The sequence below is a fragment of the Corynebacterium sp. HMSC064E10 genome (assembly GCF_001812505.1).
In the GTDB taxonomy this organism is placed as follows: Bacteria; Actinomycetota; Actinomycetes; order Mycobacteriales; family Mycobacteriaceae; genus Corynebacterium; species Corynebacterium amycolatum.
In genome coordinates, this window is sequence record NZ_KV809171.1 from 65,858 (window position 1) to 91,401 (window position 25,544).

Sequence of the window (25,544 nt, forward strand, 5' to 3'; positions counted from 1 at the left end):
CGTTTATTTAGGAGACAACCTCAGATGAGCACCCACACGAGCAATGTCAATCAGGAGAAGCTGCAGCGTTTGGCCGAGCTGGTCAAGGAGCTGGCGGTTGTCCATGGCAAGGTCACGCTGTCGTCTGGACGTGAGGCTGACTACTACGTTGACCTGCGCCGCGCCACCCTACATCATGAGGCCTCGCGCCTGATTGGTTCCCTGCTACGAGAGCTCACTTCCGACTGGGACTACGCGCACGTCGGTGGTCTGACGCTTGGCGCGGACCCGGTGGCCACCTCTGTCATGCACGCCGAAGGACGTCCGATTGATGCCTTCGTAGTACGCAAGGAAGCCAAGAAGCACGGCATGCAGCGCCGCATTGAAGGGCCGGACATTGTGGGCAAGAAGGTCCTGGTTGTTGAGGACACCACCACGACGGGCAACTCACCGCTGACCGCCGTAGCTGCCCTACGCGAGGCCGGTGCCGAGGTTGTCGGTGTAGCCACTGTGGTTGACCGCGCGACGGGCGCCGACGAGGTCATCAAGGGTGAAGGCCTGGAGTACCGTTACCTGCTCGGTTTGGATGACTTGGGCCTGGCCTAAGAATCTGAGCGCTAGAGCTTTTACCGAGCCTCACTCAACTCACTGAGCCTCGCCGAGCCTCACCCAGCTCACCCGCCCCAACGCAGTCCCACGAAAGAGGAACATCCCCATGACTACCAAGCGTGCAGGACTCTTGTCCAAGCTCACTACGACCAAACTTCCCGGCACCAAGGAAACCGTCGCTGACATGTTTGTGCGTCGCACGGGCGAGGGCCTCGGCGCACTCGTCGGTATCGCCAGCGCGAGCTCCGACACCCGCCGTGCCCCGGAACGCGCCGGCTACATTGCCGCCAGTGCGGTCAACGTTGTCTCCAGCGCCTTCGGCTGGGAGACTCCACGTCGAGTTTCCAAGACTGTCCTCATGCCACTGTTGGCGGCCAATGTTTGGCGCCGTCGCCACGAGACGTCTCGCTTTACGACGACCACCCTGCTCATCGGCCTCGCCGGCGGTTGGTTGGGCGACTTGATTCTCATGCCGAACAAGCCGAACCTGAACCGCGGTTCTGTGCCGTTCGCAGTTAACCAGGTTGCCTACCACGTGCTGCTGTGGCGTGCCGGAGCTCGCATTAGCGCGCTGCGTGCTGCCATTCGCTTCCCACTGTGGGCTGGTTCGGTACCGCTGGTCGGTGCTGTAAAGCCAGAGGCGCTGCCCGCTGCAGTTGGCTACGGTCCGCTGCTGGCCGTGACTTCTGCACTGGCCGATGACCCGGTACTGCTGGAGGGGGCCGGTGCTGTCGGAACTGATGAGCAGACCGGCCTGCCGATTGCCGATGCCACCTACGGCCTAGGTCACGGTGGCAACCTGTTCCTTATCTCCGACACGCTACTGATGGCTCGAAAGATGTTTGCGGAGGAGGGCGTCGTCGGCAAGCTTCTGAATGCTGCAGTGATGGACACCTACACCGTGGCGCAGTTGTTCCTGGTCGAGGGGCTGTTGGCTCTTGATCGCGCCTGAGCCCGGGAAGGGGCCGACGGAGTGGTTTGAGGCTCGTGTCGGGGTGGGGCCGTGGGAGCAGGAGCACCCGAACGAACCTCGGCGGACCGGCCCAGAATACGATGAGCAGCTTTTGGATGAGGGCGACCGACGCAACGTCGTCGATGCTTACCGCTACTGGACGATGGAGGCTATCGTCGCGGAGCTGGATAAGCGTCGTCATCCGTTGCACATCGCCATCGAGAATTTTGAGAATGACTCCAACATCGGCACCGTGGTACGCACCGCAAATGCCTTCCTGGTAGAGGCCGTGCACATCGTGGGGCGCAAGCGTTGGAATCGTCGCGGCGCAATGGTGACTGACCGCTACCAGCACTTGCTGCACCACGAGACGGTGTCGGAGGTCATTAGCTGGGCGCGCGAGCATGACCTGGCTGTGGTGGCCGTGGACAACGTGCCGGGCTCCGTACCCATCGAAACCGTTGAGTTGCCCGAGCGTTGTCTTTTGCTCTTCGGCCAGGAGGGGCCGGGAGTGACTGAAGAAGCACAGCAGGCGGCGGACCTGACGGTGTCGATTGCCCAATTTGGATCGACGCGTTCGATAAATGCGGGGGTAGCGGCGGGTATTGCCATGCACTCTTGGATTCGTACTCATGCAGACATCACCGCGGCCTGGTAATTGTCTGCTTAGGTGTTTTATTTTCGAAAGGCTGTTTTAGAGCTGTTTCACAGCCGTTTTAAGGAGAGCCAGTGGTTCTAAAAATGTCGCGTCCGGAGGCCGAAACGTGGGCCTATCGCGCGGACGTGGCTGAGCAGGCGATTCGCAACCGTCATGCGGCGAAGCTGTGGGGTCTTCCGGGCACGAATCTGGCAATGGCTTCCTGGCCCGCGCCGCTGCGACACAAGGTCTTCATCAACTGGCATTACTGGTGGCAGGCGCAGTATCTCGACTGTCTGGTAGACGCAGCCAAGCGCGTGCCCTCTAAGGAGAAGTACCGCGCTATCCGCCAGACCACTCGGGGTATCCGCATTCGCAACCTCACGCTGCTGACCAAGAACAAGTACTACGACGATCGCGCGTGGATGGCACTGGCGCTCGGGCGTGCCGACGCTGTCCTCGGCGCATCGGTGCCCAAGAAGACGACAGCGCGGCTGATTTCATGCTTGGGCGATGGTCGGCAGGAGTCCACGGGTGTGCTGCCGTGGCGTGAGCAGGACCTCTTTTTCAACGTCCCCTCGAACGGTCCTGCAGCCATCGCTCTGGCCCGGGCTGGTCGTATCAAGGAGGCAGAGGAACTTATCGACTGGGTTTACGCCAACCTTTTGGCGGACTCAGGTCTGCTCTACGACGGCATTCGCTTGTCCATGGCAGGTGCCGTGGTGCAGAAGGGCATGTTTACGTACAACCAGGGTGTCATGATTGGCGCTTGCCTTGAAGTGGGACTTGCGCTTCGGGCGCACGGCCAGCGGGAACAGGCGACGAAGTATTTCACGCGCGTGCAAAACCTCATCCACGCGGTGGCAAAGGATTTGGCGACCACCGACAATGTCATCGCCGGTGCCGGTGGCGGCGATGGTGGTCTGTTCAACGGCATCCTCGTGCGATACCTCGCCGATGCGGCGGTGCGTTTGCCTGGAGACAATCGCATGAATCGCGCGGCAGCCCGCATTGCTCGCCGACTGGTTCTGGCGTCGGGGGAAAAGTGCTGGTACCACCGCCTCGAGGTCGATGGCCTGCCGCTTTTCCCCGCAGATTGGAACGACAATGCTCAGTTCCCACAGGGCGGTTCGGTTGCGCAATCAGTCGGTGGCGCGGTTCGCGGTTCGGCGATTAAGGAGCGTGACCTCTCTGTCCAGCTGTCGGGTTGGATGCTGATGGAAGCATGTGCCCGAGTGGCCGATTTTGTTGCGACCAAGCTGGAAAATGGTGAGTCGTTGGATTCGACGAAGCCGAGCTGCCCGGAGTAGTCGGGGAACGCTAGTTCGTCGTCATCTGGCGCTTGCCGACTTTGTACCACCACGCTGTGCCCGCCCCTTACCAACAGAGAGTCGCATGCCTAGATCCTGCCATCGGCACGTCATGCCTGGCACAATAGGACGCATGAAACTCAATGACATGATGGCTCCTGCTCCCGTGAAGCTCCCCGTTCTTGACGAGGCCGTTGCTGCCCGCAACGGTGGCGCAAGCCCGGAGGCCGTGGTTCGCGCATGCCCGCGCGATTCCCAGGCGTGGGCAGACTTGGCTGAAAGTGCCTTGTCCGAAGGTCAGGAGATTCAGGCCTATGCCTTCGCCCGCACTGGTTACCACCGCGGTCTGGACCTGCTGCGCGGAAACGGCTGGAAGGGGTTCGGAGCGATTCCATGGGAGCACGAGCCCAATCGTGGTGTGCTCCGCGCCTTCGCGGCGTTGGCTAAGGCTGCTAAGGCTATCGGCGAGGATGATGAATTCGGTCGCATGATGGCGTTGCTGCGTGACAGTGATGAATCCGCGCTGCCAGAGTTGGGTCTTTAATCGTGCACAGAGATTCAGCGAGCGCATAAAAGTGCACAACAGCACATCGGGTACATAAAAAGTGCACAGTTTTTCATATGAGGATGGTGACTTCGGCATGGCTGGCATCGCTGGTGGGGAAGATAAGGATGCCGCAGCTGCCAGGGATCTTGAGGACATTGCTCCCGCGCATGTCGGCGATCTCGTCGAAGCTAAGGAAACGCAATTCGTCGAGGATAATCCGCGCCCGGATTTCCAAGATTTTCGCAATACGTACCTACATCCGGCCTCCCGCGCAGCAAACAAGCTGCGTCAGAAAGTGAGGCCCCGCACGCGTTTCCTCCATGCCGTTGCCCGTGTGCGCTCCCGCTGGATGCTTATTGTCCAGGCCACGCTAGCCGCCGGGTTGGCCTACTGGTTCGCGCTTGAGGTACTGGGGCACCCCAACCCGTTCTTCGCGCCGATGGCCGCTTTCATCAGCCTCAATGTGATGACCGCAGGTCCTCGCCTGAAGCACTCTGTTGAGTTGGTGCTCGGTGCCTCGCTGGGAGTCGGCATTGGTGATGTGATTATCTCCATCCTCGGCTCGGGTATTTGGCAGCTGACCGTCGGTGTGTTTGTCGCCATGATCATCGGCGTGTTTGTCGGTCGAGGCCCGCTTGTGGTGAACCAAGCGGCATCTTCAGCCGTGCTCATCGCCACCATTATTCCGCCGGGCACCGCTGGTTCTTATTACCGAATGATTGATGCTCTCGTCGGTGGTGTGGTGGGCATTATTGTGCTCATGGTATTGCCGCGAAGCCCGCTGGCGGGTGCTCGCCGCAAGGTGGCCAAGGTCCTCGACATGGGTGCAGACGTACTTTATGACATCGGCATCGGCATGAAAGAGGGCGACACCGATCGCATCCGCACCGCACTGAGCGTCGTGCGCTCCATGCAGGCGCAGGTCTCGCTGATGGACCGCACCGTTGCCGACGCGGGCGAGCAGGTCCGCATCTCCCCGTTGCTCTGGCGCTCCCGGGATCGAATCCACTCGCTGTCACGCATGGTTCATCCTGTCGACAACGCCATGCGCAACATCCGTGTGCTCGCGCGTCGCGCTATCACAGCCCGCGAGGACCACATCGACTTTTCGCCCGAACTGTGTGGGCTTGTTCTCGGCGTATCTGAAGGCACGCGCCTGGTCAGTCATGTGCTTGACGACGAAGCCGCCGTGCGCCGAATCCCAGAGTGGGGCGAGTTGCCTTTCGAATCCGGCGACATCGCTATCGCCCAGCTTTCCGAGGGATCCGGAGAGGTCAAGCTTGAAGACGTGGTTCGGTACTTGCGTCGTCTAGCAGCGAAAATGCACCCGCGCGTCATCGAGGACGCAACGCTATCGGAGCAGGTCGTGTTTGCGCAGTCCCGCTCATTGGTGGTGGACCTGTTGCAGGTGTGTGGCCTGTCCAGACGTTCAGCTGTGGCAACGCTGCCGCCGACGACGCCGTTCCCAGCAATGCCGCCGGAGGTATGGGACGAGTAGCCGGTGAGGAGTGGGCGAGTAGCGGCTCGCTAGGCGTCAGTCGGTTACTGCGGTACGCTCTACTGCCTGTGCTACTGCAACCTGCTCTACTGCGGTACGCGCTTGACCTCGACGCCACCGAAAGCGACAAAGCCGCGCACAATAATCTTCGGAGCCTGTCCGGCGCCAGGAGCGGGTAGGTTGCGTCCCGGTTTTCCAGTAACATCCGTGCCGCCAAAGATGGGAAGCACGTCGACATCAACCTGGTAGTGGTCGGGGACAATGACGTCGACTCCACCGAAGGCGCAGCCAATGTTGACGACAGTGGTTTCCGCGGTCAGGATGGCCTCGCGGAAATCCAAGCCAGTCCCGCCGAAGGCCGCCACCGTGGTGTGCGTGGGAGCGCACGTCCAAGGGCCTCTCTTGTCGGTGCCGCCGAAGATGCCGATGGAGAGCTTCGAACCGGTTGCCGTGGCGGAGCTATCAATCCGAGCTGGCTGATGATCGTTGGCTGCATTCGGTGCCACTGAATGGTGCTCGTCCGGGACGCTGTGCAGGTTCGGGCGCAGGTTAGGGTTTGGGCGCGTATGTGGAGTCGGCTCGGCCAGGTTCGCGGGCAGCGACAAGTCCTGTGTCAATGCGGGCAACTCATCAATGTACGTTGCCTTTTGGGCTTTCTCGGTGCGCTCCTGCAGCTCCGCAAAGTCAATCTGGCCATCGCGGAATGCCCATTCCAAGCGTTCCAGCGCAGTGTGGCGGGCTTGGTCGCCAGCGCGTAACCGTGGGGTGTTGTCAGTCATGATGCTGTCCTATCGAGGAAGTGGCTTTAACATTCAAATGTTATCTGTACTCGAACTATCGCGCAGGCCACTTTCATGCAGGCCACTTTCTCGCAGACAGACCGTGGCTATTGCCCCCCCCGACGCAGTTAGTGCACAATCTGCAAGTCGCGGAGGTGTCGGTACAGAGTTGTTTTCTCGCGCGGCTTTCGCGACTCTACGCCATCGCGTACGTAACGGAAGCTCAGGCCACCAACTTGAACTGCCCGACCCGTCATCGGGCGGTGCAGCTCGCGGGACGGGGCTTCTTTCGCTTTACGACGGCCACCGCGACCCAATCCGAGTCGGCTCAGCAGGCCTTTGTTGCCTCCATCCTCGTTACCGACTTCCGCGTCCGGCGCCGGAACTTCGGCCGCAACGATGCCCGGGGCGTCGGGGGTAGGGCGAATCTGCAGGCCGGTGGATGTGCCGGAGAACATCTGATGCTCGTCGACATAGACCTCGCCAGTAAACCCGTTTTCCGAGGACACTCCGGTAATTCCTGGCTCTGTCAGTAGGGCGTAACCAACAATTGCGTGCCCGGTGTCATCGCGGATCAGTGGCACTGGCATCGTCGGGCGTGTGAGCGCGGCCGTCGCATCGAGTCCTTCTCCTCCTTCGATGCCCCAGTTTTTGGCCGCGGTCGAGGGGGCGGTGGGGACATGTGCCAGTTCAATCCACAGGAGGTTCTTGCGCATCAGGTAGGTTGCCACGGCAGCCAGTGCCGCGTCGGTGCCAACGACCACAATTCGCAACGGCTCGCTCGGCTTTTGCGGAGCGGGTTGCGGAACGCCTAAGTGGTCGACCTTTTTCTGCTTGGAGATTTCCTCCGGCGTCGGTGCTGTATCGATAGGCAGTACGTCCTTGGCCAGGTCGTCGATGAAAGCCAGCTCCTTGCGGGCGGGGATCATCGCGACGTCGTGAAGCGCATAGGCGGGTAGTGCCGGAGTAGCTGGTGCTGATGGTGCGGACGGTGCTGATATAGACCATGATTGGCGGAGCAATTGGGAAAACGCGGGTACATCGGGGCCACACTGCAGCACAACAATACGCATAGGACTACACTCTAATGCGTCGTCTGCAATCCCAGGAGTTGAAGTAGGACTATGGCCGCAATCATTATCGTCGGTGCCCAGTGGGGCGACGAGGGCAAGGGCAAGGCAACCGATATTCTCGGTGGCCGCGTCGACTACGTCGTCAAGCCCAACGGTGGCAATAACGCCGGCCACACCGTTGTCGTCGGCGGTGAGAAGTACGAGCTGAAGCTGCTTCCGGCGGGTGTGCTGTCGGAAAACGCTGTGCCGATTATCGGTAATGGCTGTGTGGTCAACCTCGAGGCGCTTTTCGACGAGATTGATGGCCTCGAAGCTCGCGGTGCAAAGGCGTCCCGCCTGCGCGTTTCGGGCAATGCCCACATGGTTGCTCCGTACCACCAGACACTGGATCGCGTGACCGAGCGCTTCCTGGGTAAGCGCGCTATCGGCACTACTGGCCGCGGTATCGGCCCGACGTACGCAGACAAGGTCGGCCGTACGGGCTTGCGTGTCCAGGACATTCTGGATGAGTCGATTCTGCGCCAGAAGATTGAGTCTTCGCTGGCTCAGAAGAACCAGATTCTGGTCAAGCTGTACAACCGCCGCGCCATCGATCCGGATGAGGTCTTTGATTACTTCATGGGCTTCGCCGATCGTCTGCGCCCGATGATTATCGACTCGGAGTTTGAGCTCAATCAGGCTTTGGACGCCGGCAAGCACGTCCTCATGGAGGGCGGCCAGGCCACCATGCTCGATGTCGACCACGGCACCTACCCGTTCGTGACCTCCTCGAACCCAACCGCTGGTGGTGCCTGCGTGGGCACCGGTATCGGCCCGACGAAGATCACTTCGGTGCTGGGCATCATGAAGGCCTACACCACCCGCGTCGGTGCTGGCCCGTTCCCGACGGAGCTGTTCGACAAGTGGGGCGAGTACCTGCAGACCACCGGCGGTGAGGTCGGGGTCAACACCGGCCGTAAGCGCCGCTGTGGTTGGTACGACTCGGTGCTGGCTCGCTACGCCGCGCGCGTCAACGGTTTCACGGATCTGTTCATCACCAAGCTGGACGTCCTGACCGGTATCGGCGAGATTCCGATTTGTGTCGCTTACGACGTTGATGGCGTGCGCCACGACGAAATGCCACTCACCCAGTCGGAGTTCCACCACGCTGTCCCGATTTACGAGACCATGCCTGCGTGGGACGAAGACATCACTGGCTGCCGCACCTTCGATGAGCTGCCGGACAAGGCCAAGGATTACCTGAACCGCCTGGAGGAGCTCTCCGGCGCTCGCATTTCTTACATCGGTGTTGGCCCGGGTCGTGACCAGACCATCGTTGTTCACGACGTGCTGGACAACTAGCGCTGGACACTTAATCTGGAGGCAGTGGCGAACTAACCGGAAAATAGTCCCGCTTTCGACCCGGCTTTATCGAACTGTTAGATAAAAAATCTTCGGTGCCGAAACTGCTGGCTGCTGTAAAAAAGAACATTTGCTAACCACGAGAAGGCTCTGGGAATTGTCAGTTGACCCTGGCATCTCAGAGTCATTTTTGTATCGTAGGCCTCACCGCGTGGTCCAACGACAGAAGTCCAAACGACAGAAGGCGTGTGGTTTTCATGCAAAACACAGGACACCGAGTACAACGACTGGCAAGTTCCGCCGTGCTTTCCGGCGCGATGGTTTTCTCCGCAGTAGGTGGAGCAGTTGCAGCTCCTGCGGCTCAGGCGAAACCGGCTCCGGCACCAGCACCGGCTCCAGCTCCGGCGCAGGTGGATAGCTGTACCCCGAACCCGGCTGCACCTGAAATCCAGGCGGCCCTGGATAAGGTCAACAGGGAGCGTCCGAACAACCATGGTGGGTGGAAGTACGCTGGCACCTCCAACTTCAGCCCGTGTAGCGATTTGAGCTTTGCTCTCGCAGATCAGGCCAAGCAGGGCAACGCTCAGTCCTCCACTGTGTTGTTGATGTTCCACAAGGGTGAGTTCATTGGTACGGACTCTGACCGGCCTCAGCACATCAACAAGGTGACGCCGACCCCTGATGGTAAGAACATTTCAGTCATCTACCACGACTGGGAGGCCCAGGAGGCCGCAGGTGCGCCGAACGCTGATGCGGCGGAGTTCACCTCTAATGTTCACTTCTTCTGGAACGGCGATCACGTCGTCCACGAGGGGAAGATTCCCGGCGGCGCGAAGCCCGCTTCCTAACGGCTCCCGAGAACTCTCGAGAGCTTTCGAGAATTCTTGGGCACTCTCGGGGACTCTTGAATTTTTCCAAGTAAACTCAATTCAGAGTCGGACATGAGAAAAGTAATGCTCCGCCGTAGCTAGGTGCTTGAGAAAACTTGAGAGAACAGAAGAGGTTCCAGCCATGAGTGGTCGTTCAGTTCGTCGCGGGTCGATGCTGGTTAGCGCGGCGGTCGCAGGTGTAGTGGCTTTGTCCGGTTGCTCCACTGATGAGACTGCAGCACCGACCTCTGCTCCTCAGGTAGATGAAGAAACGACCACCATCACTACAACCACCACTGTCGAGGATGACAGTGAAAGTGCAGATACCCCCAATCCGGATGTCGATGATAACGACACCGATGGGGGTTCTTCTGCGCCAATCCAGGAAGAGTCTTTCGAAGAAGCGGTTGCCGACCTGAACTCAATGGAAGGTGGCAATGGCAGCGGTTGGACAGTCACGGACAATACGAACTGGGATACCACCAGCGAGTTGACCTTTGCCTCAGCAGTACAGAATGAAATTACCCACTCAACTACCTCTGGTGCAGTGCTGCTGTTTCATAAGGGCGAGTACGTGGGTACCGCCGGTGGTCCGCAGACAATCAACTCGGTCGAAGGCGATGACAAAACTGTGACCGTCAATTTCTTCGATGTCAATAAAATGATTGAAGACGGCGGTGCCTTCGCCTTTAAAGACCAGTACAACGCTCCCGTTACGTACTCCTGGGATGGGGTAGAAGTTGCTCAAGAAGGTGAGATTCCAAAGGCAGAGGGAAATTAATCTCTAACCCGTGCTCTCTCCAGATGCGAGTGCTGGCAAGCCGTTTTAAAGTAGTGGCGCAACACACAGATTTCACGTAGATTTCTGTGTTCCGTAAAATCTCCGACGGTAGTTTGTCGACACTTTGTTGTCGGTACTATGCCGTCGCTATGAAGTCGCTAACATAAGTCGCTAATACTAAGCCCAAAGAGGAAAAACACCGGCCATGTCTTCTCACAACTCATCTGACTCCATCCTTGACGAACGGACCGAGCAGAGAGAGCAGCCACAGAACTCACGTGCTCACGGCACACGCCGCGCAATTGCGGCCATTGCTATGGGTGCGTTTGCTATTTCTCCTATTGCAGCCTGCAGCAATGATGCGGACAACGACGCGGTGTCGTCGTCAAGCAGTACAAGCGCGGTTAGCACTACGGCGAGCGAAGAGAAGACCTTTGAAAAGCAGCAGGTCGCTGAGCTGAATGCGTCCGCGAATGTGCGGCCGGCTGCGATGGCTAAGTTGCCGGAGGGTTTTGATCTGCAGTCGCACCGTGGTGGTCGCGGTGAGTGGACGGAGGAGTCCAAGCAGGCGATGGCCAACTCGCTGGAGCTGGGCGTTACGACGTTGGAGCTGGACATCGTTCTGACGAAGGATGGCGTGCCTATGGTCTGGCACGATCCGGAGATCCAAGACGATAAGTGCTCGGACACCGAGCCAGTGACGGAGGGGGATCCGCAGTACCCGTACGTCGGCAAGCTCGTGCATGACCTCACCTATGAGCAGGTACAAACCCTGGTCTGCGACAAGAAGCTCGAGGACTTCCCGGATGCGGAGCCAATCAAGGGCAACAGGATGATGACCCTGCCGGAGCTGTTCGAGCTAACTAAGGACAACCAGGACATCCACTTCAACATTGAGACCAAGATTGAGGGCGAAAAGCGCGCTGACTCGGCAGAACCACAGGAGTTCGTCGATGTGATTCTCGACGAGATTGACCGCGCGGGTGTGGCTGATCGAGTGATGATTCAGTCCTTCGATTGGCGCTCGCTGCCGCTGGTCGCGGAACGGAACCCGGAGATTCCACTGGTCATGCTGTGGGACGAGACCACCTGGAAGAAGGATTCTCCTTGGATCGGCGATGTCAATTACGACGAGGTCGATGGCGACATTATCGAGGCCGCCAAGCAGCTCGGCGTGCAGGTGCTCTCACCGACGCACAGCATTCCTTACGGCAAGACACCGTCGGATTCTGACTACCACCCGGTCGCCACGCCGGAGCTGATTTCCCGCGCACACGAGGCTGGCATGAAGGTGGTGCCGTGGACGGTGAATGAAAAGGAGACCATGCGCGAGCAGATTGCCGCTGGTGTCGATGGCATCATTACCGACTACCCGACGCGTCTGCGCGAGGTCTTGACCGAGCTGGCTATGCCGCTGCCGGAGTCCGCTCCGGTGGGTGATGCAGGGATGGCGACGAACTAGTAAATCCGGCTAGCACCCGCGAAAACTTGTCTGTATTCCTGTTTTGCCCGGGTTTAGCTCTGCGAGCCGAGCGTGTTTCGTGTCACACTTGACCTTATGACGCGTTTGAAAGTGCTTGCCGACGTTGACACGGGTATCGATGACAGTCTTGCTCTCGTCTACCTCGCGGGGTTGCATACCGCAGGCGAGATTGAGCTGGTGGGTGTGACCTGCGCAGGTGGTAACACCACTGCGGCATGGTCCGCTCGCAACACAAAATACATGTTGAATCTCTGCGGTTGTCCGGAGGTCCCGGTTGTCAGCGGTTTCGAGGGGCCCGCTGACCGTGAGCTGACTACCACGCCTGAGACTCATGGCCCGTACGGGCTGGGCTACAACCTGGCGCCACCGGCCGTCATCTACGAGCCGGGGCGCGGAGGAGCGACGGATCCGCTGGCGCTGTGGCGCCAGGTCATCGAGCAGGCGCGGTCGACGGGGGAGAAGGTGCACCTGCTGGTCACTGGCCCTATGACTACCTACGTGGCCGCTTTGAAGAAGTACCCAGAACTCATGCGGGAGCTCGACGGCGTAACCATTATGGGCGGTGCTGTGGAATACCACGGTAACGTTACCGAGTTTGCGGAATGGAACTTCTGGGTCGACCCCACCGCGGTCACCGAGGTCTTCGGCACCGCGGGCGCTGTGGCAGTCGAGCGCCCGGAGGATGCCGTGCGCAGTATCGCCACCGCCGCAGGTGCGCCGGTGCCGACGTTGATTCCACTCAATGTCACCGAGACCATCACTATCAGCGATGTTGAAATTGAGTCCTGGCGCGATGCCGGTATGAACCCGGAGCTGCTGCGTGTTCTGCGCCGTTCGCTGAAGTTCTACTTTGAGTTCCACCAGGGTGTGGGGGTCGGTTACAAGGCGCAGGTCCATGACCTCTTTGCTGCGATGGTGGCCGTCGGTGCGGTGACAGGGGAAGTGGAGAAGATGCGTCTCGTGGGCGTCGATAAGCGAACCTTTGCAGATGAGCCAGGACGCCGCGGTCAAGTGGTGGCAGACTCTGCCGGTGCTGAGGCGAACGTTGTCTTGGCTGCTGACCGGAGTGCGGCGCTGGTCGAGTTTGAGCGGGTGTTCCCGCGCTAGGTTCCCGCCCGTGCCCGCCGCGGTGAATCCGCTCGCTGTCGTATGCTGGAGACAATCAATTTCACAGCTGCTGGTTGTGCAGCGTACGTGCCGTAGACGAAAGCGAGTTTATCTCGATGTTCACCCCTGAAGTCACCGGAACCCCGTACCAGCCGGGAGCGACGCGAGTTCTGCTGCTCGGCTCTGGCGAGCTCGGCAAGGAGGTGACCATTGCTTTCCAACGTCTTGGCGTTGAGGTGCACGCTGCCGATCGCTACGAGCATGCACCGGCACACCAGGTAGCTCACCACGCCTACGTCTTGAATATGTCGGACCCCAGTGCACTGCGGGACCTGATTCTCGAGGTCAAGCCCCACTTCATCGTCCCCGAGATCGAGGCCCTGGCAACCGAGGTGCTGGAAGAGGTTGAGGAAGACGAGACGCTGGACGTCACCGTTATTCCAACCGCACGGGCGACTCAGCTGACCATGAACCGAGAGGGTATTCGCCGTCTGGCTGCGGAAGAGGTTGGGCTGCCGACTTCCCGCTATCACTTCGCCTCCAGCTTTGATGAGTTCACCGCAGCTGTTGATGAGATTGGCTTCCCGTGTGTGGTCAAGCCGGTCATGAGTTCCTCGGGCAAGGGGCAGTCCACGCTGCGTTCGCCGGAGGATGTCCAGGCCGCGTGGGATTACGCCATGAGTGGCGGCCGCGTCGAGTCCGGCCGCGTCATCGTGGAGGGCTTCGTCGATTTCGACTACGAGATCACGCTGCTGACCGTGCGCTCCGTTGATCCGGAGACCGGCGAGGGGGCAACGTGGTTCTGTGAGCCCATTGGGCACCGTCAGCAGGACGGCGACTACGTTGAGTCATGGCAGCCGGCTGCCATGAGTGAAAACGCCCTGGACAATGCGCGCTCTGTCGCCGCGCGCATCACCAACGCGCTGGGCGGTCGCGGTATCTTCGGCGTCGAGCTGTTTGTTCGCGGCGATGAGGTGTGGTTCTCCGAGGTCAGCCCGCGTCCGCACGACACCGGCATGGTCACCATGGGCACCCAGCGTTTCTCTGAGTTCGAGCTGCACGCGCGTGCAGTGTTGGGTCTGCCTATCGACGTCACGCTGGTGTCCCCGGGAGCCTCCGCTGTGGTCTACGGCGGTGCTGACATCGAGCAGCCGGGCTACACCGGGCTGACGGAGGCCATGGCTATTCCGGAGACTGATATTCGTATCTTTGGTAAGCCGGTCGCTGGCCCGCGTCGCCGCATGGGCGTTGCTGTTTCAACCGCGGATTCTGTCGATGCTGCCCGTGAGCGTGCATCGGAGGCGGCATCAAAGATTAAGGTCGTCGAACTGGGCTAGTTCGACGACGTAGTGTGCGCTGCGGTACGGCCGTAACCGGCCCCGCAGCGCACTTTTTGTTTGCCCGCTATGGTGCGTAAGCTACTTGATCTACTTGGACTTCTGTACCGGTGGCTCGGCCGACCAGGGGAAGACGATCCAGTCATCGGTGTGCTTCCAGACATAGTCCGGTGCAATCTCCGAGCGGGACTTGCCGTAGAGCACAGCGGAGCGTACTTCCGCACCGTGGGTCTTAAGCAAATCGAGCACCAGGTGCAGCGTGCGACCGGAGTCTGCGACATCGTCAACGACCAGCAGACGGCGCTCAGAAATCGATTCGATGTCCAGCAGCGGCTCCAGCAGAACCGGATCCGGCAGGGTCTCCGCCACGTCGGTGTAGAACTCGACGTTAATGGCGTCAGAGAGCTTGACGCCCATGGTGTAGCTGAGTGCACCTGCAGGTAGAAGACCACCGCGGGCCACGGCGATAATGATCTCCGGCTCGTAGCCCGAATCGACAATCTGCTGTGCCAGTTCACGGGAGGCGACGCCGAAGCCTTCCCAGGTCAGAACTTCCTTGACGTCCAGGTTGGATGAGTCTGCATGATAAGCCATGTATTAACTCTAATCCGAAGACCGACTGACGTGCACAATCAACTGCCCGGTTAGACCCGACACGCTAGCTGGCGACAGTCTCCACAACCGCTTCGTGTACAGCTTCGGCCACGTCATCGGCATCTGGCTGCTTTGCGACGACCGTGGAGGCCGCAACCATATCGGCCCACTCGACCAGCTTCTTGCGCTCGCGGCCTTCGGCTTCGCCCGCTGCACGTTCGGCGGCGTCGAGTGCGTGCCAGCCCTCCCAGGTGGTGACCTGGAGGCCCTTGTTGGCCAGGAACTCGTCGACGTCGTTATACGTGGGTTTTGCAGGTGCGACCAGGCGGCCTGCCTCCCAGTCGGCGATGAGGTTGCCGACGGTTTCGTTGGCGTCGCCCTTGGTGTTACCGATTAGGCCGACCGGGCCACGGCGAATCCAGCCGGTGGTGTACAGACCCTGGATGTGGTTGCCGTCGACGTCGTCAAGCACGCGTCCGCCGGCATCTGGGATGGTGTGGGTGCCGGTGTCGAACGGTACGCCGGTGACTGCGTCGGAGCGGTAGCCGACTGCACGGTAGACCGCACCGACCGGCCATTCGGTGAACGTGCCGGTGCCACGGACGCCACCCTCGCCGTCGAGTTCAGTGCGTTCGGTGCGGATAGCGCTGACGTGCTGTACTCCATCCTCGCCGGTCTCGCCGATGATTTCGACCGGGGACTCGAAGAAGTGGATGAAGAGCTTGTGCGGGGCGCCCTTTGGCTCGCGGATGGCGTAGTTTTCCAGAATCGTACAGACCTGATCGGTGATCTTGGACTCACGACGGGACGTTTCGGAGGCGGCATCGTACTGGATGTCCTCCGGATTCACGACAACCTCAATGGTGTCGGAGTGGTCCAATTCCTTCAGCTCCAGTGGAGTGAACTTTGCCTGGGCCGGGCCGCGGCGGCCGAAGACGTGAATTTCGCGGGCGGCATTCTTTGCCAGGCCAGCGTAGACGTTGTCGGCGATTTCGGTGACGTGCAGCTCATCGGCAGTCTTGGCGAGAATGCGGGCGACGTCGAGGCCCACGTTGCCGACACCGACCACGGCCACGGACTCAGCGGAGAGCTCCCAATCGCGGGCGAACTCCGGGTGGGAGTCGTAGAAACCTACGAACTCACCCGCGCCGTAGTGCTCCGGCAGGTCGGCGCCCGGGATATTCAGATCGCGGTCGCCGGTCGCGCCAGTGGCGAAGATGATGGCGTCGTAGAACTGGCGCAGTTCATCGACGCTGACCTGCTTACCGACGTCCACGTTGCCCAGAAGTCGGACCTGCGGCTTGTCCAGCACTCGGTGGAGGGACTTAATGATGCCCTTGATTCGCGGGTGGTCTGGCGCAACGCCGTAGCGGATGAGACCGAACGGCACTGGAAGGCGCTCGTAGAGGTCGATGGCGACGTCGCGGCCGGACTTCATCAGTGCGTCGGAGGCGTAGATACCGGCCGGGCCCGAGCCGACCACGGCTACACGCAGTGGCGTGGTGGAGTTGGCGAGATTGGGCAGTGAGGAAGCGGCCGCGTTCTGGGCTGCAGTCTGGTCGTTGGTCATTGAGTGGAATCCTTTTTCTACGTTTTCTTTGTCGCGATTGCTTATCGTAGACCAATCGGTCTATGCTTGCTGAAACAGAATATAGACAAACTGGTCTACAAAAAGCAAACACAAAACACCGCAAGAATCACTGCTTTGGCTTGAGAGGGTTTTGCTGCGTATTGCTTCTGCTGAACGAGGTCTAAAAGAGCTTGTCGTGCGGACGTCGTGGCAACGGCAGGCTCTGGTTGGGTAAGCGGGGAAGGGCTTGTCATGGAAAAACTCATAGTCTTCGTGCTAATCGGCCTTGGCGCGCAATTAGTCGATGGCACTCTGGGGATGGCATTCGGTGTCACTGCCACTTCACTTTTTATTGTTGCTGGTAGTAGTGCTGCCACTGCGTCGGCGGTAGTTCACGTAGCGGAGGTGGGCACGACGCTGGCCTCTGGTATTTCGCACTGGCGATTCGGCAATGTCGACTGGCGGCGCGCACTGAGCCTTGGTGTGCCGGGCGCTATCGGTGCCTTTGTTGGTGCGACCTTTTTGTCCAATCTGGATAGTGATGCCGCGACGCCTGTGACCTCGACAATCTTGCTTTTTCTCGGCCTGTGGGTGATTATCCGCTTCGCCTTCCTGGCTAATGTTAAGCGCAAGAAAAAGACCTGGGGAGCGAAGAAGCTCGCTCCGCTGGGGCTCTTTGGTGGTCTGCTCGATTCCACTGGTGGCGGCGGTTGGGGGCCTGTTACCACCTCTACTTTGTTGGGTGCTGAGGCTGATCAGCCGCGCAAGATTATCGGTACTGTCTCGGCGGCGGAATTTCTTGTCGCTCTAGCTTCTGTGCTGGGCTTTTTGCCAAAGCTGCGGGAGGAGTTTACTCAGCATGCCGCGCCGGTAATTGGTTTGCTGTGCGGTGGTGTGATTGCTGCACCTTTGGCTGCATACCTGGTGGGGCGTATTAATCCGCGCCTGCTTGGAATTGTGATCGGCGGCGTGTTGGTCGGGCTGAATATTCGAACACTGTTTTCGCCGCTGGTTTCTGGCGGCGTGTTGGCAACGGTGCTGCTTGTCTGGGCTTTTGGCGTTGTCGCACTGGTGCTGTGGGCGCGGTCGCATGACACTCTTCCGCGTCTGCGTCAGCGGGTCCAACTTGAGTCGACTTCTCAGTCTTCCTCGGCTGATGTGTCTAGTTCTGGATCTCCATCACCGGCTTCGGTTGATGGCGGGGCTGGGGATGCTTCTGGAGGTGTCAAAGTGGGCGCAGAAAACGGTGTCCACGTGGGCGAAGCGGGGGTTCGCTAGGTATCCGAGCATACCCCGGCTTGCACTAGCCAGACTGGTCGGTCTAATGTTGCCTGCAATACTGCATAGACCGTCCGGTCTATAAAAATTAGCAACTAATTCGTTCAGGGCTGATTCAAGCAACTCTGATTCGGTCAACGAGAACAAAAACGAAAGTGATTCGGTAGATTCCCATGAGCTCTCCTACGAAAACCGCCGAGCGTCCGGCTTCCGCAGCGGCTACCCGACGTAAGAAGCGTGCACCGAAGCCGCAGGGACAGTGGCTTATCGACGGCCGCGAGCCACTTAACGACGACGAACGCATCAAGAAAGAAGATGCTGGCTTTGCCGTTAAGCAGCGTGTTATCGACATCTACTCCAAGCAGGGGTTTGACTCTATCCCTGCGGAAGACCTAGCTCCGCGCTTTAAGTGGATTGGCCTCTACACCCAGCGCAAGCAGGGGCTTAGCGGTGAGCACACCGGTGTGAAGACTAACGCCGAGTTGCAGGACAAGTACTTTATGCTCCGCGTTCGTCTCGATGGTGGCCAGACCACCACCGAGGGTATTCGCACCATCGGGGAGATTTCCCGCGACTTCGCTCGTGACACCGCGGACTTCTCCGACCGTCAGAACGTCCAGCTGCACTGGATCCGCGTCGAGGACATGCCGGAGATTTGGGACCGCCTTGAGCGGGTTGGTCTCGACACCAACTTTGGCTGCGGCGACGTTCCCCGCGTTATCCTAGGTAGCCCGGTTGCCGGCGTTGCTGCCGATGAAATCGTCGACGGCACCAATGCTATTCGCCGCATCAAGGACGAGTACCTCTCCGGCGACGAGTTCTCCAACCTACCGCGCAAGTTTAAGTCCGCAGTTTCCGGTTCCCCGCGTCTCGATGTCACCCACGAGGTCCAGGACGTCGCCTTTGTCGGTGTCAATCACCCAGAGCACGGCCCCGGTTTCGACGTTTGGGTCGGCGGCGGTCTCTCCACCAACCCAATGCTCGCGCAGCGTCTCGGCGCCTGGATCCCAGAGGACGAGGTTCCCGAGGTATGGGCGGGCGTGTGCCGCATCTTCCGTGACTACGGCTACCGTCGCCTGCGCAATCGCGCGCGTCTGAAGTTCCTCGTTGCCGAGTGGGGTGCGGAGAAGTTCCGCCAGGTACTCGAAGACGACTACCTCAACCGCAAGCTTATCGACGGCCCCGCGCCCGAGCCTTTCGAGGGCGACCGTGACCACATCGGCGTGCACAAGCAGGCCGACGGTCTCAACTACGTCGGTGTGAAGCCCGCTGTTGGCCGTGTTCCGGGCTCTGACCTGGTCAAGCTCGCCGACATCGCCGAGCGCCACGGTGTTTCCCGCGTCCGTACCACTGTCATGAAGGAGCTCATTCTCCTCGACGTCGCCGACGACCAGGTCGACTCCCTGCTCGCTGAGCTCGACGAAATTGGCCTGTCTGCCAAGCCTTCCGCATTCCGGCGGGGCATCCTGGCCTGCACTGGCCTGGAGTTCTGCAAACTCGCACTTGTCACCACGCGCCAGCGCGCAATCGATCTGGTGGACGACTTGGAGGAACGTCTCGGCGACCTCGATGTCCCAATCACCATTGCGCTCAACGGCTGCCCGAATGCCTGTGCCCGCACACAGATTGCCGATATTGGACTCAAGGGTCAGATTGTCACCGACGATGAGGGCAACCGTGTCGAGGGTTTCCAGGTTCACCTCGGTGGTTCGCTGGGGCTCGATGCCAACTTCGGCCGCAAGGTTCGCGGACACAAGGTCACCTCGGCAGAACTGGGTGACTACATCGAGCGCGTCGTCAATCATTTCAAGGAGCAGCGCCACGAGGGTGAACAGTTCCGCGAGTGGATTGTCCGCGCTGATGAGGAGTATCTGAAGTGAGTGAATCTTCCAACGAGGTTCGGTCGCAGGGGCCGTCGGCAAGCGAAAAAGACGAGGCGCCAGCGCGACTGGGGATCGGTGGCCGAAGCGCACACCCCAATCCGAACCGGGGTGCGGTGATGCATTGCCCTTACTGCGGCGGTGATGATCTGTGGCCCGATGTGGAAACCGATTACGCCTGGCAATGCCGCGAATGTTGCCGGGTATTCACAGTGAAACTGCATGGTCATATTGATAGGAAGGTGGCGTCATGAGCACGGGACTGAAAACCGCTGAAGTCATTAAGACTCAGGAGGTGCTCGCGCGTGAGGATGTGCTGGACAATCCGGAAACTGCTCGCCGTCTGATAGAGCTTGCACTGGAGTGGGGCTCCAAGCTGGAGACTGCCACTGCCGGGGAAGTACTGGAATGGGGTGCGGAGCACCTGCACACGCCACTGGCTGTGACCCTGTCGATGCAGGACACGGTATTGGCGGAGCTGGCTGCTCGGCACGCGCCGGAAGCCGACCTGGTTTTCCTGGATACGGGTTACCACTTCCCGGAGACCCTCGACGTGGCAGAACAGGTCGCACAGCGCTACGACAACCGACTGCTGTCGATTGAGCCGAAGCGCACCCGCGCCGAGCAGGATGCTGAAGAGGGCGTAGATCTGTACAAGACCGACCCGACGCGATGCTGCGCACTGCGGAAGGTCGAGCCGCTGTCAGCTGTGAAGCGCCCCTACGAGGGTTGGGTCACAGGTCTGAAGCGCGTCGACGCGCCGACCCGCGCACACACGCCGGTACTGGAAATCGATAAGACCGGTCGCATCAAGCTCAACCCGCTGGCCACCTGGACGGATGAGGACATTGCCCAGTACATCGAGGATAACGACCTCATTGTGCATCCGCTGACACAACAGGGGTTCCCGTCGATTGGCTGCGCGACATGCACCGCGCGAGTGGCAGAGGGTGCGGATCCGCGCTCGGGCCGCTGGGCGGGCAGCGAGAAGACAGAGTGCGGATTGCACCTCTAGTTTGAGCGGCTGGCTGCTAGACGATACCGACAGCCACTAGCTACTAGCCAATTGCCGCTCATGGCTAGCTGCGACCCGCAGCTTATACAGACAGTTTTTTAAAACAGCCGACAAGCTAACACAGCTAACACAGCCACAACAGAAAGAACCCCATGACAAGCTCAACCACCGTTTCCGTACAAAACCGCCTCGACCCGCGGCTTGCCGAACTGGAAGCCGAGGCCATCGACATTATCCGCCAAACCGCCGGCCAGTTTGACCGTCCGGCACTGCTTTTCTCCGGCGGAAAGGACTCCGTCGTCGTGCTCGAGTTGGCCAAGCGCGCCTTCGCACCGGCGGGTATCCCGCTGGAGCTGCTCCACGTCAACACCGGCCACAACTTCCCCGAAGTTATTGAATTCCGCGACAAGATTGCCGCTCAGCCGGGCATTAAGCTGCACGTAGCCAAGGTCCAAGACTGGATTGATAGCGGTGTGCTCACCGAGCGTGCTGACGGCACCCGCAACCCCTTGCAGACCGTGCCACTGGTGGAGACCATCGCCAACCGTGGTTACGACGCCGTCCTCGGTGGCGCCCGCCGCGATGAGGAGAAGGCCCGCGCCAAGGAGCGCGTGTTCTCCGTCCGCGACTCCTTCGGCGGTTGGGATCCACGCCGTCAGCGGCCGGAGCTGTGGGGGCTCTACAACGGTCGCCACGCCGCTGGAGAGAACGTTCGCGTTTTCCCAATCTCGAACTGGACCGAGGCCGACGTCTGGGCCTACATCGAAGCCCGTGACATCGAGCTGCCACCCATCTACTTTGCCCATGAGCGTGAGGTGTTCAACCGCGGCGGCATGTGGTTGGCACCGGGCGAGTGGGGTGGACCCCGCGACGGTGAGACCCTAGAGGTTCGCACTGTCCGCTATCGCACTGTCGGTGACATGAGCTGTACCGGCGCTGTCGAATCGACTGCCACCACTATTGCGGAGGTCATGGAGGAACTTCGCACATCCAAGCTCACCGAGCGCGGCGCTACCCGCGCAGATGACAAGTTGTCCGAATCCTCCATGGAAGACCGCAAGAAGGAAGGTTACTTCTGATGAGCCAGCCAAATTCCCCAGCTACCCTGATTACCGCCGACCGCGCCACTCGCGCTCGTCGCACTCTTCGCCTGTGCACCGCTGGCTCCGTCGACGACGGTAAGTCGACCTTTGTCGGGCGTTTGCTGCACGACACGAAGAACATCCTCGCTGACCAGTACGAGGCCGTCGTCGCCTCCTCGCAGGCGCGCGGTCAGGAAAATCCTGACCTCTCGTTGCTGGTTGATGGTCTGCGGGCCGAGCGTGAGCAGGGCATCACGATCGACGTTGCCTACCGCTACTTCGCCACCGACGTCCGCTCGTTCATCTTGGCCGACTGCCCTGGTCACGAGCAGTACACCCGAAACACCATCACTGGTATGTCCACCGCTGAGGCCGTCGTTTTGCTTATCGACGCACGTAACGGCGTCGTGACGCAGACCAAGCGACACGCAACTGTGGCCGGTCTGCTGGGTGTTCGCCACGTAATCTTTGCCGTCAACAAGATCGACCTGCTGGACTACAGCGAAGAAGCCTTCCGCAAGATTGAGTCGGATGTAGCAGTGCTGGCAGAGCGCTTGGGTCTGCAGAACACCTTCGTTGTTCCAGTGTCGGCTTTGGTCGGCGACAACATTGTCGATCCTTCTGAGCATACCCCGTGGTACGAGGGGCCGACTGTGTTGGAGCTGCTGGAAAACCTCAACATCGGTGCCGACCTGGAAACCGATGCCGAGGCCGACCTACGCCTGCCCATCGACTACGTCATTCGTGATCACGCCACTGAATACCGTGGTTACGCCGGCCGTATCGCCGCAGGTAGCGTGCGCGTGGGCGATGTTGTCTCCGTAGACGCCAACCGTCAGGCTACTGTCACGAAGATCACCGTGGCAGCCGCGGATGTCACTGAGGCCGTGGCCGGTCAGTCGGTTGCCATCAGCTTGGATGCCGAGTTCGACCTCGCCCGTGGTGATCTCATCAGTGGCACCCGTCCGGAGGACGTCCGCCGTTTCTCCGCCGTGGCTGTCCACCTTGCGGACAAGCCGCTGGCAGTCGGTCGTGTCGTTGAGGTGCGCTACGGTGCCGCGCTGGTGCGTGGGCGTATCGCTTCCGTCGATGCCCTTATCGACATCGAGACCGGTGAGCCCACCGGCGTTGCCGACCAGCTCGCGGTCAATGATGTCGCTGAGGTGACCATCGAGGTCGCGCAGCCGCTCCCGGTCGATGCCTACCGCGTCGGTGGTCGTGTCGGTGCCTTCCTGCTTATTGAGCCGGGCACCGGTGACACTCTCACCGCTGGCCTCGTGCGTGGCGCTGCCCAGTAGAGCTGCCAGGTAGAAAAACCAGAAAGCACAGCTAGCGAGCCTGAGGAGACCATTGATGACCGCACTGATTCTGCTTGCGCACGGTTCCCGGCACCCAGAGACCAAACCGGTGCTCGAAGAGGTGGTCGCACTCGTGCGCGAGAAGATGCCGCTCACCCGTCTGGACGCTCCCTCTCAGATTCGCCTCGCCTGGCTGGACCTCGACGAGCCCTCGCTAGATGCCGTCTGTGCCGACCTCGCCGCTGCCGGCGAGACTCGCGCACTGGCCGTACCGCTGCTGTTCACTGATGCGTTCCACTCGCGAGTCGATGTTCCCGAGCAGGTTCGACTCTGCAATCGGCATGGTGTTGACATCACAGTGGCTGAAGGACTCGGGCTTGGCGACGGCACGAAGCGCGCCGTCGTGAAGCGAATCATTGAAGCGGCGGAGAATGCATCTTTTTCCTGGCCGGTCGATGCGCTGGTGATGGGGGTCGGCTCCTCTGATGAGGAGGCCAATGCGGCGGTGCACCAATTTGCGGCAAATCTTGGCGGGATGCTGCCGGGACATGTGAGTGCAGCATTCGTGGTCGGTCCTGAGAAGATTAAGGGATCCGATGCTGTGGCCGTGGCACAGGAGCGCGCGGCCAAGCGCGGTCGCGGACTCGTAGTGGTGCCGCTGTTTACCGCGCCGGGCCTACTGTGGGATCGAGTCCTCGATGCGGGCGCTGCCGCCGGTGCTGGCCAGGTGGCTTTCGGTGAGCCATTGGCCGAGCTGTTGGCGCCGATCGTGTGCTGCCGCTGGGACTCGCGCGCTGCGTACACGGATGTGCAGGTAGTGGCGTAGCCGGCGCTTTCTATCCGCCCTCGTTACTCGCCGTTACTCGCCCTTGGAGTGGGTGACCATCTCATCCCATTCGACATACTTCTTGCGTTCGCGGCCCTCGGCCTCGCCGGCGGTGCGTTCGGCAGCATCGAGCTTGTGCCAGCCCTCCCAGTCCAGGTAGTCGATGCCCTTTGACTCCAGCAGCTCGTTGACAGCGGACAACTCCGGCTTCGACGGGGTGAATTTCTTGCCCTCTGCGGCATCGGCCAGCAGATTGGCCACGGCCTCGTTGGCATCGCCTTTGGTATTACCAATCAGACCGACCGGCCCGCGGCGAACCCAACCGGTGGTGTAGAGGCCAGTGATGGCCTCGGCTGCTTCATCCTCGGTGTTGTCGGATTCGATGACTCGACCACCGACGTTGGAAATGACATTCTTCACGTTGTCGAACGGGATACCCGGCAGTGCATCAGAGCGGTAGCCCACGGCGGAGTAGACAGCGCCGACCTTCCAGTCGGTAGTCTCGCCGGTCGGCCGCAGTCCGCCAGCACCGTCGTATTCCATGCGCTGAGTGCGCAAGCCGACCACATGCTGCTGGCCGTCGGCACCCTCCTCGCTGAGGATTTCCACTGGCGACTCGAAGAAGTGAATGTAGAGCTTGTGCGGTGCGTTCTTCGGTTCACGGATGGCGTAGTTCTCCAAGATGGTGCAGACCTGGTCAGTAATCTTGGAGTTGCGACGCATAATCTCGGATGCGGAGTCGTAGTCAATGTCGCGCGGATCGACAACGACCTCGACGTTCGGTGAGTAGTCGAGTTCCTTGAGCTCCAGCGGAGTGAACTTTGCCTGTGCCGGGCCACGGCGGCCGAAGACGTGGACTTCCTTGGCCTTATTTGTCTTCAGAACTTCGTAAACATTGTCCGGGATCTCTGTGACGTGCAGTTCCTCACCGGTCTTCGCCAGGATTCGAGAGACATCCAGCGCGACGTTGCCTACGCCAACGACGGCCACGGACTCCGCCGAGAGATCCCAGGTGCGCTCAAAGAGCGGATTGCCGTCGTAGAAGCCCACGAATTCACCTGCGCCGAAGTGCTCCGGCAGGTCTGCTCCCGGAGTCGGCAGTGCGCGGTCGCCGACGGCACCGGTGGCGAAGATGACGGCGTCGTAATGCTCCTTTAATTCGTCGAGCGTGATGTCCTTGCCGAACTCAACGTTGGAAAACAGGCGCAGCTCCGGCTTTTCCATCACACGGTGTAAGGCCATAATGATGCCCTTGATACGTGGGTGGTCGGGGGCGACACCGTAGCGGATTAGACCAAATGGAGCCGGCATCTTTTCAAACAGATCGACTTCCACGTCAGTACTGGATTTCATCAGTGCATCGGAAGCATAAACACCGGCCGGGCCAGAGCCAATTACGGCAACGCGGAGCGGGCGATTCATGAAGCGTGTCCTTCTTTCTCTAATGCTTTACGACGGCCACGAGGCCGCGGCGTAAGTAGCTGCCAGCGGTGACCTCGTGGGGAAAGGAGTTATTGGTTTATTCGACATTCCCAATGGTAGCGCCCCCAATCGTAGCGATAACTTACGAAAAATCGAGAGGCGAGCATCACATCATCGGCGAGATGCTTTTGAAGGCGGACAAAACTAAATGTGACCTTAGTCACGCCCAATGTGGGAATTTGGGCTAGTTCACTAGAAAAACCGCATAAAAGCCGCG

23 protein-coding genes are annotated in these 25,544 nt (G+C 60.2%); 18 read left to right on the forward strand and 5 right to left on the reverse strand.

Annotation, left to right across the window (positions count from 1 at the left end; all coding sequences use genetic code 11):
* The first annotated feature begins 24 nt into the window (after positions 1-24).
* From pyrE to HMPREF2860_RS00825, 6 genes are all read left to right on the forward strand, one after another.
* Entirely contained in the window at positions 25-585 is a 561-nt protein-coding gene (gene pyrE, locus HMPREF2860_RS00800; protein ID WP_070628459.1) for an orotate phosphoribosyltransferase, read from the forward strand.
* A gap of 109 nt (positions 586-694) precedes the next feature.
* Positions 695-1,540 (forward strand): lysoplasmalogenase family protein, encoded by an 846-nt coding sequence (locus HMPREF2860_RS00805; RefSeq protein WP_070628460.1) that lies wholly within the window; start codon positions 695-697, stop codon positions 1,538-1,540.
* Positions 1,527-2,198, forward strand: coding sequence for a TrmH family RNA methyltransferase (locus HMPREF2860_RS00810; protein WP_070628461.1), 672 nt, complete (start codon positions 1,527-1,529; stop codon positions 2,196-2,198). The genes HMPREF2860_RS00805 and HMPREF2860_RS00810 overlap by 14 nt, the downstream gene beginning before the upstream one ends.
* 71 nt (positions 2,199-2,269) lie before the next feature.
* On the forward strand, positions 2,270-3,487 hold the full coding sequence (locus HMPREF2860_RS00815; protein WP_005510131.1) for a glycoside hydrolase family 76 protein: 1,218 nt from the start codon (positions 2,270-2,272) through the stop codon (positions 3,485-3,487).
* Positions 3,488-3,620: 133 nt separating this feature from the next.
* Positions 3,621-4,031: a DUF3151 domain-containing protein gene (locus tag HMPREF2860_RS00820; RefSeq protein ID WP_038626757.1), complete on the forward strand. Its 411-nt coding sequence runs from the start codon at positions 3,621-3,623 to the stop codon at positions 4,029-4,031.
* 97 nt (positions 4,032-4,128) lie between these two features.
* Positions 4,129-5,532, forward strand: a complete 1,404-nt coding sequence (locus HMPREF2860_RS00825; RefSeq protein WP_070628505.1) for an FUSC family protein — start codon at positions 4,129-4,131, stop codon at positions 5,530-5,532.
* A gap of 86 nt (positions 5,533-5,618) precedes the next feature.
* On the opposite strand, the gene HMPREF2860_RS00830 is transcribed toward HMPREF2860_RS00825, so the two are convergent.
* Together HMPREF2860_RS00830 and HMPREF2860_RS00835 are read right to left on the reverse strand one after the other, a co-directional pair.
* Positions 5,619-6,311, reverse strand: coding sequence for a DUF1707 SHOCT-like domain-containing protein (locus HMPREF2860_RS00830; RefSeq protein ID WP_070560418.1), 693 nt, complete (start codon positions 6,309-6,311; stop codon positions 5,619-5,621).
* Positions 6,312-6,439: 128 nt separating this feature from the next.
* Positions 6,440-7,384 (reverse strand): hypothetical protein, encoded by a 945-nt coding sequence (locus HMPREF2860_RS00835; RefSeq protein WP_224792239.1) that lies wholly within the window; start codon positions 7,382-7,384, stop codon positions 6,440-6,442.
* Positions 7,385-7,435: 51 nt separating this feature from the next.
* Here HMPREF2860_RS00835 and HMPREF2860_RS00840 point away from each other — a divergent pair, with 51 nt between their 5' ends.
* The 6 genes from HMPREF2860_RS00840 (at position 7,436) to purT (ending at position 14,302) form a co-directional block, all read left to right on the forward strand.
* Entirely contained in the window at positions 7,436-8,725 is a 1,290-nt protein-coding gene (locus HMPREF2860_RS00840) for an adenylosuccinate synthase (protein WP_016421542.1), read from the forward strand.
* A 257-nt stretch (positions 8,726-8,982) separates the two neighbouring features.
* A complete protein-coding gene (locus HMPREF2860_RS00845) occupies positions 8,983-9,573 on the forward strand; it encodes an LppP/LprE family lipoprotein (protein WP_070628507.1) in 591 nt (196 codons plus the stop codon).
* 163 nt (positions 9,574-9,736) lie between these two features.
* Positions 9,737-10,375: an LppP/LprE family lipoprotein gene (locus HMPREF2860_RS00850; protein WP_070628462.1), complete on the forward strand. Its 639-nt coding sequence runs from the start codon at positions 9,737-9,739 to the stop codon at positions 10,373-10,375.
* Positions 10,376-10,580: 205 nt separating this feature from the next.
* Positions 10,581-11,837, forward strand: a complete 1,257-nt coding sequence (locus HMPREF2860_RS00855) for a glycerophosphodiester phosphodiesterase family protein (RefSeq protein WP_038626746.1) — start codon at positions 10,581-10,583, stop codon at positions 11,835-11,837.
* 96 nt (positions 11,838-11,933) lie between these two features.
* A complete protein-coding gene (locus tag HMPREF2860_RS00860; protein WP_049181105.1) occupies positions 11,934-12,965 on the forward strand; it encodes a nucleoside hydrolase in 1,032 nt (343 codons plus the stop codon).
* Positions 12,966-13,081: 116 nt separating this feature from the next.
* Positions 13,082-14,302: a formate-dependent phosphoribosylglycinamide formyltransferase gene (gene purT / locus HMPREF2860_RS00865; RefSeq protein WP_049181106.1), complete on the forward strand. Its 1,221-nt coding sequence runs from the start codon at positions 13,082-13,084 to the stop codon at positions 14,300-14,302.
* A 90-nt stretch (positions 14,303-14,392) separates the two neighbouring features.
* On the opposite strand, the gene HMPREF2860_RS00870 is transcribed toward purT, so the two are convergent.
* The gene (locus HMPREF2860_RS00870; protein WP_038626740.1) at positions 14,393-14,896 is read right to left on the reverse strand and encodes a phosphoribosyltransferase; all 504 of its coding nucleotides are present in this window, start codon (positions 14,894-14,896) and stop codon (positions 14,393-14,395) included.
* A 64-nt stretch (positions 14,897-14,960) separates the two neighbouring features.
* On the reverse strand, positions 14,961-16,466 hold the full coding sequence (locus tag HMPREF2860_RS00875) for an FAD-dependent oxidoreductase (protein WP_049181107.1): 1,506 nt from the start codon (positions 16,464-16,466) through the stop codon (positions 14,961-14,963).
* A gap of 252 nt (positions 16,467-16,718) precedes the next feature.
* Between HMPREF2860_RS00875 and HMPREF2860_RS00880 the strand changes: the two genes are divergently transcribed.
* The 6 genes from HMPREF2860_RS00880 to HMPREF2860_RS00905 all read left to right on the forward strand — a co-directional run bounded on the left by HMPREF2860_RS00880 (position 16,719) and on the right by HMPREF2860_RS00905 (position 23,845).
* Positions 16,719-17,744: a sulfite exporter TauE/SafE family protein gene (locus HMPREF2860_RS00880; protein ID WP_038626735.1), complete on the forward strand. Its 1,026-nt coding sequence runs from the start codon at positions 16,719-16,721 to the stop codon at positions 17,742-17,744.
* A 173-nt stretch (positions 17,745-17,917) separates the two neighbouring features.
* Entirely contained in the window at positions 17,918-19,624 is a 1,707-nt protein-coding gene (locus HMPREF2860_RS00885; RefSeq protein ID WP_070628463.1) for a nitrite/sulfite reductase, read from the forward strand.
* A gap of 250 nt (positions 19,625-19,874) precedes the next feature.
* Positions 19,875-20,639 (forward strand): phosphoadenylyl-sulfate reductase, encoded by a 765-nt coding sequence (locus HMPREF2860_RS00890; protein WP_070628464.1) that lies wholly within the window; start codon positions 19,875-19,877, stop codon positions 20,637-20,639.
* A gap of 152 nt (positions 20,640-20,791) precedes the next feature.
* On the forward strand, positions 20,792-21,718 hold the full coding sequence (gene cysD, locus HMPREF2860_RS00895; protein ID WP_049181109.1) for a sulfate adenylyltransferase subunit CysD: 927 nt from the start codon (positions 20,792-20,794) through the stop codon (positions 21,716-21,718).
* On the forward strand, positions 21,718-23,019 hold the full coding sequence (locus tag HMPREF2860_RS00900) for a sulfate adenylyltransferase subunit 1 (RefSeq protein WP_070560422.1): 1,302 nt from the start codon (positions 21,718-21,720) through the stop codon (positions 23,017-23,019). The genes cysD and HMPREF2860_RS00900 overlap by 1 nt, the downstream gene beginning before the upstream one ends.
* A 55-nt stretch (positions 23,020-23,074) precedes the next feature.
* Positions 23,075-23,845, forward strand: coding sequence for a sirohydrochlorin chelatase (locus tag HMPREF2860_RS00905; protein WP_038626726.1), 771 nt, complete (start codon positions 23,075-23,077; stop codon positions 23,843-23,845).
* 33 nt (positions 23,846-23,878) lie between these two features.
* Here the strand turns inward: HMPREF2860_RS00905 and HMPREF2860_RS00910 are convergent, their stop codons facing one another.
* A complete protein-coding gene (locus HMPREF2860_RS00910; protein ID WP_038626724.1) occupies positions 23,879-25,267 on the reverse strand; it encodes an FAD-dependent oxidoreductase in 1,389 nt (462 codons plus the stop codon).
* Positions 25,268-25,544 lie beyond the last annotated feature (277 nt).